Annotated in this window: 1 protein-coding gene; it reads right to left on the bottom strand. The window is 61.6% G+C overall.

What is annotated here, in order from left to right; translation table 11 throughout:
- Nucleotides 1-64: 64 nt before the first annotated feature.
- On the bottom strand, nt 65-14227 hold a 14163-nt coding region (locus tag AC0IXA_RS10480), incomplete at its 5' end, for an immunoglobulin-like domain-containing protein (protein WP_471812941.1).

Below are 14227 nucleotides of genomic sequence, written 5' to 3' on the forward strand. Positions count from 1 at the left end.
CACCGCTGCATTGCCCGCAAACGCGACGGCCGCCCCACAGGAGGCGGCCGTCGTTGTTTCAGCCTCAGCTGTTGTTGTGATCGACCTTGATGGTCGGGTCGCTGCCGGCAATCAGGTTGTGCAGGTTGGCGCTCGCCCAGTTGTTGCCTTCCAGTTTGATCGTCACGTCCGGCGTGGCCGCAGCGGCATCGCCCGAGTTGAATTTGCCCGCCGAGCTGACTTGCAGCGACGACGTGCCATCCACCGTGGTGATCTTCAGGAAGTTGTCGATCGTGCTGCCGGTCTCGCCCTGCAACAGGTCGCGCAGGTCGATGCGGTCGCCTTCGCTGGCTTTGAAATCCTTGATCACGTCGTTACCGGTGTCGCCCGATTTCCAGACGAAGGTGTCGCCACCGGAACCGCCGATGAGGATGTCGTTGCCCTGACCGCCGATCAGCGTGTCGTTGCCGGTGCCGCCGAGCAGGATGTCATTGCCTTTGCCGCCGTCGAGCAGGTCGGTGCCGCCCGAGCCGAACAGGATGTCATTGCCTGCGCCACCCAGCAGCGTGTCGTTGCCATCGTGCGCGCCGGATACATCAAACGCCTGATAGTGCTCGGTGATGTACTGGTGCACATTGCTGGTGGTGACTTTGCTGACATCAACGCCGGTTTCCTTGGCGACGAACGCCTGCATCGCCTGGTAACCCTCGCCGGCAATGCCGTTGAAGCTGACCAGATCGCCGAACAGGATGTCGTTGCCTTCGCCACCGTTGACGGTGTCGTTACCCGGCATCGTCGCTTCGGTATGGCCGATGATCGAGTTGGCCAGATCCTTCGGATCGATGTTGGTTTGCGGCGTTTTGTCCGAGTCGTACGGTTTCAGGTCATCGAGAGTGACGCCGCTGTTCAGGCCAATCGCTTCGACGTTCGACAGGCCGTTGAGCAAGGCAAAGCCACTGGCCGAGTTGCTGCTCGTCGACGAGTTGGTGCTGTTACCGGTACCGGCCAGGTTCGACAACTCATAAGTGCCGTCGCCCTGTGCGTGGATGGTGCCCAGGTTACTGCTGCTCCAGCCCCACCATGAACTGTAGGTCTGCAGAGTCACGGTGCCGGCGCTGTTGATCGTCAACGCATGGGTATTGTCGATGTAGGTGCTGAAGGTGTCGCCCGGCTTGTAGTTGCTGGTTTTCACCACGTCATCGAGCTTCACGTTGCCGTACAGCGTCGGGTTGGCTTGCTCGCCGCTCTGGTAGTAAGTCGGCTCGCCGTCGGTGATGAAGTACGTAAGGTTCTTCGCCCCGGTGTTGGCCACGGCGTCAGCGCTCTGGAACCAGTTGGCCGTGGTCTTGAACACGTCCTCGTAGTTGGTACCGCCGCCAGAGCCCATCGAGTTGAGTACGGCTTTGAGCAAGGTCAGCGCATTCGGGTCGTTGAGATTCACCGACACCGACTTGTTGACCTGGGTATCGAAGTCCACCAGGAAGATGTTCACCGTACCCGAGTTGCTACCGCCCAGGCTTTGCTTGAGGCTGTTGAACACCGACGTCAGCGAGTCTTTTGCGGCGTTCAGCGACGAAGTGCTCATGCTGCCCGAGCTGTCGACCATGAACGCAATGTTGTAGTTGGTGCCCGGTATCACGGTCAGGCCACCGATGTCGGCGACGATGATGTCGTTGGCGTCGGTGCCGGTGACGTTGTCGTCACCCGAGGTGGCGGTGACCGCGTTGTACACCGCAGGCACCACCGTGACCGGAATGGTCGCGGTGCTGCTTGCCGAGCCGCCGACCTGTTCGGTAGACGTCGAGGTCACGGTCAGGTTGAACTGGCCGTTGTAGTAGGTCGGCGGGGTCACGGTCAGAGAGCCGAGGTTCCAGCCGGTGACGTTGGCTTCGCCATTGCTCGCGGTGACGGTGAAGGTGTGACCCGCGCCATCGCTGAGCACCGAGCCGACCGGCGCGCCGCTGATCTTCACGCTCAGGGTTTCCGAGCCGTCGGTGTCGGTCAGCGCGGTGCTGATCGCCGACAGTTTCACCGTGGTGCCTTCGGCGCCGGTGTTGAGCTTGTAGCCGTCGTAATAGCCTTCGCCATTGGTGCCGTGCAGATCGGAGACGGTCACGCCCGAGTTGATCAGGTCCTGCACACCGGTGTAGATCGGCACGCCGGCGTTGCTCAGATCGATCGGCGTGCTGCCGTTGACCGACAGGTTGACGTCGTAGCTGCCCGGGCCGCTCTGGTTGTGGTGGTAGATGTCGAGGGTGTAGTAGCCGCTGGTGGTCGGGGTGAACGAACCATTGATCGCACCGCCTGCGCCCCAGGTACCGGAAGCCACGTTCTTGCCGCCGATGGTGATCAGCAGGCTGTCATCGGCCACGCCGCTGAAGCTGTAGGTCTTGCCGGCTTCCAGATAGATCAGGCCAGAGGTCTTCGAAGCCGTACCGGCGGCGACGCTGCCATCGGACTGCACATTGGTGACGTTGCCGCTGGAGTTCGGCTTGCCGGCCGCATCGATCACACTTTTCAGAGTGTTCGAGTTCGCGCCGCTGCCGTCGGTGCCCAGGCCCGACAGACCGGTCCAGACTTCCTTGATCAGGCCGGTGGATTTCACACTGTTGTCAGCTACGGCTACGGTTGGCGCATCCGCCACTGGCGTGATGTCGATCTTCACTGTGCCGGTGCTGCCCAGCGCCTGGCCATCGGTAGGCTGGAACTTGATCTGCGCGTAGTCCGCCTGATTGTTGCCCAGGCCGGTGCCGCCATAACCATTGGTCCCCGACTCGTTGGCATCCGGCAGGAAACGCAGCTTGCCGGCGTCGATGTCGGCCTTGCTGAAGGTCTGGTTGTTGGCAACATCCTTCCAGGTCGAGCCGTCCAGATACTGCAGTTTGCCCTCGCCCGGCAGTTGCGTGATCTTGATACCGAGGCTGCTCGCCGGGCTGTCGACATCGCTGACGCCGAAGGTCGACCAGCCGAGTACCAGCGGCGTGTCTTCGGTGCCGGTGACATTGCTCGGCGCAGCGACCGGTGCATCGTTGACCGCCACCACGTTGACCGTGGTCGTCGCGGTGTTGGAGTAATTGCCGCCATCGGTCACCGTCACGGTGATGACGCGCGGCACGGTGCTCGGGTTTTCGCTGCTGTTGGTGAAGCTGATGTTCTTGATGGCCTGCATGTAGTCGGCCAGGGTCGCGTTACCCGAGAGGGTCAGGGTCACCGTGCCGTTGGTGCTGTTGGCATTGATGGTGATGCCGTTGACGCTGTTGCCCAGATTCAGCGCATCGCCGTCCTGACGGTTGGTCAGCACCACGGTGGCACCGGTCAGCATCGTGCTGTCCGCGTCGGTGATGCTGATGTCGGTGTCAGCGATCGACACGCCGGCGCCCGGGGTGTTCTCGGTGAACGTCACCTTGTAATCGGCACCGGTCGCACCGCTGGAGTTGTTGGCGTCCAGATCGAGCACCGGTGGCGCATCGTTGTCGATGATCGAGGTGCTGACGCTGCCATTGGTGCTGCTGACCGCGAGGTTCTCGAAGTTGCCGCCGGTAGCCGAATCGATCTTGACCACGAAGTTCTCGGTGCCTTCGGTGATCTTGTCATCGAGGGTAGCGACGTTGAACTGCGCGCTGCTGGCGCCCGCCGGGATCTTCACGGTGTACACACCGGTGAAGTCCGAACCGTCGGCAGCAGTGCCGCTGTAGACGATTTTCAGGGTCACTTCGGTCTGCGCCGGGTGATTGAGGCTGACGGTGTAGCTGGCGGTCTGGCCTTCGGTCACCGAGCTGCTGCCAGTGATGCTGACGGTGGTGGTGTCGACGGTGTCGGTGACGCTGGTCACCGCTGGCGTGGTGCTCGGTACCAGTTTTTCGAAGCTGCCACCGGTGGCGCTGCTGATGGTCGCCTGCACGGTGCCGGCATCTTTGTAGACGTCGTCAGCTGGCGCTGGAACGTTCACGGTGCCGGTGGTTTCGCCAGCCTTGATGGTGATCACGGCGCCGTTCGACAAGGTCACGGTCACTGGTGAGCCAGCGGCGTTGGTCAATGTCGCGGTGTAAATGATCTGACCACCTTCGGCCACGGAACCGGTCGCGCTGAGCGACAGGTTGGTGGTGTCGACGGTGTCGGTCACGGTGGTGCTGACCGGGGTCTTGTCGGCGACGAGATTCTCGAAATTGCCGCCGCTGACGTTGGTGATCGAGTTGGTCAGCGGAGCGTTGCCGGTCAGCGCATCGTTCGGTGCGACGGCGGTTACGGTGCCGGTGGTCTGGCCGACCGCGATGGTGATGTTCTGGCCGTTGGCCAACGTCACGACAACTGGCGAACCGGTGACGGGTGCGCCGACGGTTGCGGTGTAGACGACATTGCCGCCTTCGGCCGCTGTGGCGGTTGCACTCAGTTTTACGGTGGTGGTGTCGATGGTGTCGGTGACGCTGGTCACTGCTGGCGCGGTGCTCGGTACCAGGTTTTCGAAGTTGCCACCGGTCGCGGTTTTGATCGTGGCCTGCACGGAACCGGAGTCTTTGTAGACGTCGTCGGACGGTGCCGCAACGGTTGCAGTGCCGGTGGTTTCGCCAGCCTTGATGGTGATCACGGCGCCATTCGACAAGGTTACGGTCACTGGCGAGCCAGCAGCGTTGGTCAATGTCGCGGTGTAAATGATCTGACCACCTTCGGCCACGGAACCGGTCGCGCTGAGCGACAGGTTGGTGGTGTCGACGGTGTCGGTCACGGTGGTGCTGACCGGGGTCTTGTCGGCAACGAGGTTTTCGAAGTTGCCGCCGGTTACGTTAGTGATCGAGTTGGTGATCGGAGCGTGGCCGGTCAGTGCATCGTTCGAAGCAACAGCGGTTGCAGTGCCGGTAGTCTGACCGACGCCGATGGTGATGGTCTGGCCGTTGGCCAGGGTCACGACCACAGGCGAACCGGTAACTGGCGCACCAACGGTGGCGGTGTAAGTCACAGTGCCGCCTTCAGCCACCGACGTATCAGCTGTCAGTTTGACGGTCGAAGTATCGATGGTGTCAGTGACCTGAGTGACCGCTGGCGTGGTGCTCGGCACGAGATTTTCGAAGTTGCCACCGGTAGCGCTGGTGATCGTCGCCTGGACGGAACCGGCATCTTTGTAGACGTCGTCGGACGGTGCAGGAACAGTTGCGGTGCCGGTGGTTTCGCCTGCTTTGATAGTGATCACGGCGCCGTTCGACAACGTGACTGTCACAGGCGAGCCAGCGGCGTTGGTCAGGGTCGCGGTGTAGGTGATCTGGCCACCTTCGGCCACCGAGTTGGTGGCGCTCAAGGACAGATTTGTAGTGTCGGTAACGTCGCTGACAGAAGTCGAAACCGGAGTTTTGTCGGCAACCAGGTTTTCGAAATTGCCACCGGTTACGCCAGTGATCGAGTTGGTGATCGGGGCGTTGCCAGTCAGCGCATCGTTCGCAGCAACAGCAGTTGCAGTGCCAGTAGTCTGACCGACGCCGATGGTGATGGTCTGACCGTTGGCCAGGGTCACGACGACAGGCGAGCCAGTAACTGGCGCACCAACGGTGGCGGTGTAAGTCACGGTGCCGCCTTCAGCCACCGAAGTATCAGCCGTCAGTTTGACGGTCGAAGTATCGATGGTGTCAGTGACCTGAGTGACCGCTGGAGTGGTGCTCGGCACGAGATTTTCGAAGTTACCGCCGGTGGCGCTGGTGATCGTTGCCTGAACGGAACCGGAGTCTTTGTAGACGTCGTCGGACGGTGCCGCAACGGTTGCAGTGCCGGTGGTTTCGCCAGCCTTGATGGTGATGACAGCGCCGTTCGACAAGGTCACGGTCACTGGCGAGCCAGCGGCGTTGGTCAGTGTCGCGGTGTAAACAATCGAGCCGCCCTCAGCCACGGAGCCGGTCGCACTCAGAGACAGGTTGGTGGTGTCGGCAACGTCGGTGACAGAAGTCGAGACAGGTGTTTTGTCCGCAACCAGATCTTCGAAGTTGCTGCCGGTCACGCCAGTGATCGAGTTCGTGATCGGCGCGTTGCCAGTCAGCGCATCGTTCGCAGCAACAGCGGTTGCAGTGCCAGTAGTCTGGCCAACGCCGATGGTGATGGTCTGACCGTTGGCCAAGGTCACGACCACAGGCGAACCGGTAACTGGCGCACCAACGGTGGCGGTGTAAGTCACAGTGCCGCCTTCAGCCACCGACGTATTAGCGGTCAGTTTGACGGTCGAGGTGTCGATGGTGTCGGTGACAGACGTCACGGCCGGAGCAGTGCTCGGAACGAGGTTCTCGAAATTGCCGCCGGTAGCGCTGGTGATCGTTGCCTGGACGGAGCCGGCGTCTTTGTAGACGTCGTCGGACGGTGCAGGAACGGTTGCGGTGCCAGTGGTTTCGCCAGCCTTGATGGTGATCACGGCGCCGTTCGACAAGGTGACTGTCACAGGCGAGCCAGCGGCGTTGGTCAGTGTGGCGGTGTAAACAATCGAGCCGCCCTCAGCCACGGAGCCGGTCGCACTCAGCGACAGATTTGTAGTGTCGGCAACGTCGGTGACGGAAGTTGAAACCGGAGTTTTGTCTGCAACCAGATCTTCGAAATTGCCGCCAGTTACGCCGGTGATCGAGTTGGTGATCGGAGCGTTGCCGGTCAGTGCATCGTTCGAAGCAACAGCGGTTGCAGTGCCGGTAGTCTGGCCAACGCCGATGGTGATGGTCTGGCCGTTGGCCAATGTCACGACGACAGGAGAACCGGTAACTGGCGCACCGACGGTTGCGGTGTAAGTCACGGTGCCGCCTTCGGCCACCGACGTATCGGCGGTCAGTTTGACGGTCGACGTGTCGATGGTATCAGTGACCTGAGTGACCGCTGGAGTGGTGCTCGGCACGAGATTTTCGAAGTTACCACCGGTGGCGCTGGTGATCGTCGCCTGGACGGAACCGGCGTCTTTGTAAACGTCATCGGACGGTGCCGGAACGGTCACATTACCGCTGGTTTCGCCAGCCTTGATGGTGATCACAGCGCCGTTCGACAGGGTCACGGTCACTGGTGAGCCAGCGGCGTTGGTTAGCGTAGCGGTGTATGTAATCTGGCCACCTTCGGCAACCGAATTGCTGGCGCTCAAGGACAGATTTGTAGTGTCGGTAACGTCAGTGACAGAAGTCGAAACTGGAGTTTTGTCGGCCACCAGATCTTCGAAATTGCCACCGGTTACGCCAGTGATCGAGTTGGTGATCGGGGCGTTGCCGGTGAGTGCATCGTTCGCAGCAACAGCGGTTGCGGTGCCAGTAGTCTGACCGACACCGATGGTGATGGTCTGGCCGTTAGCCAATGTCACGACGACAGGAGAACCGGTAACTGGCGCACCAACCGTGGCGGTGTAAGTCACGGTGCCGCCTTCGGCCACCGACGTATCAGCTGTCAGTTTGACGGTCGAAGTATCGATGGTGTCAGTGACCTGAGTGACCGCTGGCGTGGTGCTCGGCACGAGATTTTCGAAGTTGCCACCGGTAGCGCTGGTGATCGTCGCCTGGACGGAACCGGAGTCTTTGTAGACGTCGTCGGACGGTGCCGCAACGGTTGCAGTGCCGGTGGTTTCGCCAGCCTTGATGGTGATCACAGCGCCGTTCGACAAAGTCACGGTCACTGGTGAGCCAGCAGCATTGGTCAATGTCGCGGTGTAGGTGATCTGGCCACCTTCGGCAACAGAGTTGGTGGCGCTGAGCGAGAGACTGGTGGTGTCGGTAACGTCGGTGACAGAAGTCGAAACTGGAGTTTTGTCCGCAACCAGATCTTCGAAATTGCCGCCGCTGACGTTGGTGATCGAGTTGTTGATCGGCGCATTACCGGCCAACGCATCGTTCGCAGCAACAGCAGTTGCAGTGCCAGTGGTCTGGCCGACGCCGATGGTGATGGTCTGACCGTTAGCCAATGTCACGACGACAGGCGAACCGGTAACCGGAGCGCCGACGGTAGCGGTGTAAGTCACGGTGCCGCCTTCAGCCACCGAAGTATCAGCCGTCAGTTTGACGGTCGAAGTATCGATGGTGTCAGTGACCTGAGTGACCGCTGGAGTGGTGCTCGGCACGAGATTTTCGAAGTTACCGCCGGTGGCGCTGGTGATCGTTGCCTGAACGGAACCGGCATCTTTGTAGACGTCGTCGGACGGTGCAGGAACAGTTGCGGTGCCGGTGGTTTCGCCTGCTTTGATAGTGATCACGGCGCCGTTCGACAACGTGACTGTCACAGGCGATCCAGCGGCGTTGGTCAAGGTCGCGGTGTAGGTGATCTGGCCACCTTCAGCCACCGAGTTGCTGGCGCTGAGCGACAGATTGGTGGTGTCGTTGACATCCGTAACAGTGGTCGAAACTGGTGTTTTGTCCGCCACCAGATCTTCGAAGTTGCCACCGGTTACGCCAGTGATCGAGTTGGTGATCGGAGCATTACCTGCCAACGCATCGTTCGCAGCAACAGCAGTTGCAGTGCCAGTAGTCTGACCGACGCCGATGGTGATGGTCTGACCGTTGGCCAGGGTCACGACGACAGGCGAGCCAGTAACTGGCGCACCAACGGTGGCGGTGTAAGTCACGGTGCCGCCTTCAGCCACCGAAGTATCGGCGGTCAGTTTGACCGTCGAAGTGTCGATGGTGTCGGTGACAGACGTCACGGCCGGAGCAGTGCTCGGAACGAGGTTCTCGAAATTGCCGCCGGTGGCGCTGGTGATCGTTGCCTGGACGGAGCCGGCGTCTTTGTAGACGTCGTCAGCTGGCGCTGGAACGTTCACGGTGCCGGTGGTCTTGCCGGCGTCGATGGTGATCACGGCGCCGTTCGACAAGGTCACGGTCACTGGTGAGCCAGCAGCATTTGTCAGTGTCGCGGTGTAAGTGATCTGGCCACCTTCAGCCACCGAGTTGCTGGCGCTGAGCGACAGATTGGTAGTGTCGGCAACATCCGTAACAGTGGTCGAAACTGGTGTTTTGTCCGCCACCAGATCTTCGAAGTTGCCACCGGTTACGCCAGTGATCGAGTTGGTGATCGGCGCGTTGCCGGTCAGCGCATCGTTCGCAGCAACAGCGGTTGCGGTGCCAGTAGTCTGACCAACGCCGATGGTGATGGTCTGACCGTTGGCCAGGGTCACGACCACAGGCGAGCCAGTCACTGGTGCACCAACGGTGGCGGTGTAAGTCACGGTGCCGCCTTCAGCCACCGATGTATCGGCGGTCAGTTTGACCGTCGAAGTATCGATGGTATCGGTGACATTCGTCACCGCTGGAACCGCGCTTGGCACCAGGCTCTCGAAGTTGCCGCCGGTCGCACCCTCGATGGTGACTTCGACTTTGCCGGCATCTTTATAGACGTCGTCTTTCGGTGCATCGACGGTCACGGTGCCGGTGGTTTTGCCAGCGTCGATAGTGATCGTGGCGCCGTTCGACAGGGTCACGGTCACCGGTGTGCCGGCCGGGTTGGTCAGGGTTGCGGTGTAGGTGATCTGGCCGCCTTCGGCGACCGAATCGCTGGCGGTCAGGTTCAGGTTGGTGGTGTCGGTGGTGTCGGAAACCACGGTGTCGGCGGACTTGCCGTCGACCACCAGTTTTTCGTAGTTGCCACCGGTGGCGCCATCAATGGTCACGCTCAGCGAGCTGCCGCCCGCCAATGGGCTGTTCGGCGCGACGTAGTTGACGCTGCCGGTGGTTTCGCCAACGGCGATGGTGATGGTCTGACCGTTGGACAGGCTCACGATCACCGGCGAACCGGTCACTGGCGCGCCCACGGTGGCGGTGTAAACCACGGTTTCGCCTTCGGCAACGTTCGCAGTGGCGCTCAGCGACACGGTGGTGGTGTCGATGGTGTCGTTGACCGTGGTCACCACCGGCTCTTTGCTGGCGACGAGGTTTTCGAAGTTGCCGCCGGTTGCGCTCTGGATGGTCGCTTCAACGCTGCCGGCGTCTTTATAGACGTCGTCTTTCGGTGCATCGACGGTCACGGTGCCGGTGGTCTTGCCGGCCTCGATGAGGATAGTCGCACCGTTCGACAGGGTCACGGTGACCGGTGTGCCAGCGGCGTTGCTCAAAGTCGCGGTGTAGGTAATCTGGCCGCCTTCGTTCACCGCGCCGGTCGCGCTCAGCGACAGGTTGGTGGTGTCGACGGTGTCGGTCACGGTGGTGCTGACCGGGGTCTGGTCGGCGACAAGATTTTCGAAATTACCGCCGCTGACGTTGGTGATCGAGTTGGTCAGCGGCGCGTGGCCGGCGAGGACGTCGTTCGGCGCGGTGGTGCTCACGCTGCCGCTGGTCTTGCCGACTTCGATAGTGATGTTCTGACCGTTGGCCAGGGTGACGACCACAGGCGAACCGGTGACCGGCGCGCCGACGGTGGCGGTGTAGGTGACGGTGCCGCCTTCGGCTGCGGTTTCGGTGGCGGTCAGTTTGACCGTCGAGGTGTCGACGGTGTCGGTGACATCGGTAACCGCTGGCGTGGTGCTTGGCACCAGGTTTTCGAAGTTGCCGCCGATGGCGTCCTTGATCGTGACTTCGACTTTGCCGGCGTCTTTGTAGACGTCATCGGCAGGTGCCGGAACGGTGACGGTGCCGCTGGTTTTGCCGGCCTCGATGGTGATCACCGCGCCGTTGCTCAGGCTCACGGTCACTGGCGTGCCGGCCGGGTTGCTCAGGGTTGCGGTGTAGACAATCGAACCGCCCTCGGCCACGGAGCCGGTCGCGGACAGCGACAGGTTGGTGGTATCGGCGACGTCGGTTACCGAGGTCACCGCCGGGGTTTGGTCGGCGACGAGATTTTCGTAATTGCCACCACTGGCGCCGTCGATTTTCGCGCTCAGAGTGTTGCCGCCGGCCTGTGCATCGTTCGGCGCGGTGAAGTTGACGCTGGCGCTGCTGGCGCCGACCGGAATGGTGATGGTCTGGCCGTTGGACAGGGTCACCAGCACTGGCGAACCGGTGACCGGTGCGGTCACGGACGCGGTGTAGACAACCACGCCGCCTTCAACCGCACTGGCGCTGGCGGTCAGCGCAACGGTGCTGTTGTCGATGGTGTCGGTGACATCAGTTACCGCAGGAGTCTTGTCGATCACCAGATTTTCAAAGTTGCCGCCGCTGGTCTTGGTGATGCTCGCATCGACCTTGCCGGCGTCCTTGTACACATCATCGCCAGGCGCAGCGACGGTCGCAGTGCCAGTGCTCGCACCCTTGGCAATGTTGATCACCGCGCCGTTGCTCAGGGTCACGCTCATGGCGGTGCCGGCCGGATTGCTCAGGGTTGCCGTGTAGACGATCGAGCCGCCCTCGGCAACGCTGCCGGTGGCGCTCAGGCTGATGTCGGTGGTGTCGACGGCGTCGGTGACTTTGGTCACCACAGCCGAACGATCGGCCTCGACGCGCTCGAAATTGCCGCCGCTGTGGCTGGCGATCGCCGTCCGCACGTTGCTGCCATCGATGTACGGCGTATTGGCGGGCGCCGGGAAATTCACCGAGCCGCTGGTAGCGCCGGCAGCGATGTTGATCACTGCGCCGTTGGCCAGGGTCACGGTCATCGCCGAGCCGGCCGGGTTGCTCAGGGTCGCGGTGTAGGTGATCTGGCCACCTTCGCTGACGGTATCGCTGGCGGTCAGGGTCAGTGCGGTTGTGTCGACGGTGTCGTTGACCGTGGTGCTGACCGGAGTCTTGCTGACGTCGAGTTTCTCGAAGTTGCCACCGCTGGCATCGGTCATGGTCACGGTTAGCTTGCTGACGTCCTTGTAGACGTCATCGCTCGGTGCGGCAATCGTCACCGAACCGCTGGTCTTGCCGGCTTCGATAGTGATGGTCTGGCCGTTGCTCAGGTTGACGGTCACCGGCGTCTGCGCGGCGTTGGTCAACGTTGCGGTGTAAGTGATCGAAGAGCCTTCGAGCACATAGCTTTCTGCGCTGAGGGTCAGGTGCGTGGTGTTGACCGTGTCGGCAACGTTGGTCACCGCAGGCGTAGTGCTCGGCACCAGATTTTCGAAGTTGCCGCCGGTGGCGTCCTTGATGGTGACTTCGACTTTGCCGGCGTCTTTGTAGACGTCATCGGCAGGTGCCGGAACGGTCACGGTGCCGGTGGTCTTGCCGGCTTCAATGGTGATGACCGAACCGTTGCTCAGGTTGACGGTAACCGGCGTACCGGCCGGGTTGCTCAGCGTCGCGGTGTAGGTGATCTGCCCGCCTTCATTGACGTTGCCGGTGGCAGTCAGCGCGACGCTGGTGGTGTCGACGGTGTCGGTCACGGTGGTGCTGACCGGGGTCTTGTCGGCGACCAGATTTTCGAAGTTGCCGCCGCTGACGTTGGTGATCGAGTTGGTCAGCGGTGCGTGACCGATCTGCACGTCATTCGATACCGGGGCGGTGACGCTACCGGTGGTCTGGCCGACGGCGATGGTGATGTTCTGGCCGTTGGCCAGGGTCACGACCACAGGCGAGCCGGTGACGGGCGCCCCGACAGTGGCGGTGTAGGTGACGGTGCCGCCTTCCACGACCGAAGTGTCGGCGGTCAATTTGACCGTCGAGGTGTCGATGGTGTCGGTGACTTGAGTGACCGCTGGCGTGGTGCTCGGAACGAGGTTCTCGAAATTGCCGCCGGTGGCACTGGTGATGGTCGCCTGCACGGAGCCGGAGTCTTTGTAAACGTCGTCGGACGGAGCCGGGAAGCTCACATTACCGCTGGTTTCGCCTGCCTGGATGGTGATGACGGCGCCGTTCGACAAGGTCACGGTCACTGGCGAACCGGCAGCATTGGTCAAGGTCGCGGTGTAAGTGATCTGGCCGCCTTCAGCCACGGAAGCGGTCGCACTCAGCGACAGATTGGTGGTGTCGGCCGCATCGGTGACGGTGGTCGAAACTGGGGTTTTGTCCGCCACCAGATTTTCGTAGTTGCCACCGGTTACGCCAGTGATCGAGTTGGTCAGCGGAGCGTTGCCGGTCAAGGCATCGTTCGGTGCAGTGTAGGTGATGGAGCCAGTGGTCTGGCCGACGGCGATGGTGATGTTCTGACCGTTGGCCAACGTCACGACCACAGGCGAACCGGTGACTGGCGCGCCGACGGTGGCGGTGTAAGTCACGGTGCCGCCTTCAGCAACCGAGGTGTCTGCGCTCAGCTTCACCGTCGAGGTATCGACGGTGTCAGTGATTTCGGTCACTGCTGGCGTAGTGTTCGGCACCAGATTTTCGAAGTTGCCGCCGGTGGCGTCCTTGATGCTGACTTCGACCTGGCCGGCGTCTTTGTAGACGTCATCGGCAGGCGCTGGAACGGTAACGGTGCCGGTGGTTTTGCCGGCATCAATGGTGATCACCGAGCCGTTGCTCAGGGTCACGGTTACCGGGGTGCCGGCCGGATTCGTCAGCGTCGCGGTGTAGGTGATCTGGCCACCCTCGGCCACAGAGCCGGTGGCGCTGAGGCTCAGGCCAGTGTCATCAACCGAGTCGGTGATGGTGGTCACGGCAGGTGTGGTGTTTGGCACCAGATTTTCGAAATTGCCACCGGTAGCGCCAGTGATCGTGGTGCTGACGGTACTGCCATTGTTGTAGACGTCATTGGCCGCAGTCGGCACGTTGACGGTGCCGACGGTTTCGCCAGCCGCGATGGTAATGGTCGAGCCGTTCGACAGCGTGACGGTTACCGGGGTTTGCGCCGGGTTGGTCAGTGTCGCGGTATAGGTGATCTGGCCGCCTTCAACAATGTTGTTGGTCGCGGTCAGGGTCAGGCCGGTGTTATCGACAGAGTCGGTAATCGTGGTGACAGCTGGCGTCGGATTCGGCACCAGATTTTCGAAGTTGCCACCGGTAGCGCCAGTGATCGTGGTGCTGACGGTGCTGCCGTTGTTGTACACATCATTGGCCGCAGTCGGCACGTTGACGGTGCCGACGGTCTCGCCAGCGGCAATGGTGATGGTCGAGCCGTTGGACAGCGTGACGGTTACCGGGGTTTGTGCCGGGTTGGTCAACGTCGCGGTGTAAGTGATCTGGCCGCCTTCGACGACGTTATTCGTCGCAGTCAGGGTCAGACCGGTGTTGTCGACCGAATCGGTGATCGTGGTAACGGCAGGTGTGGTGTTTGGCACCAGGTTTTCGAAGTTGCCGCCGGTAGCGCCAGTGATGGTGGTGCTGACGGTGCTGCCGTTGTTGTAGACGTCATTGGCCGCTGTTGGCACGTTCACGGTGCCGACGGTTTCGCCGGCCGCAATGGTGATGGTCGAGCCGTTGGACAGCGTGACGGTTACCGGGGTTTGTGCCGGGTTGGTCAACGTCGCGGTGTA

The organism is Pseudomonas sp. AC083, from assembly GCF_979253165.1.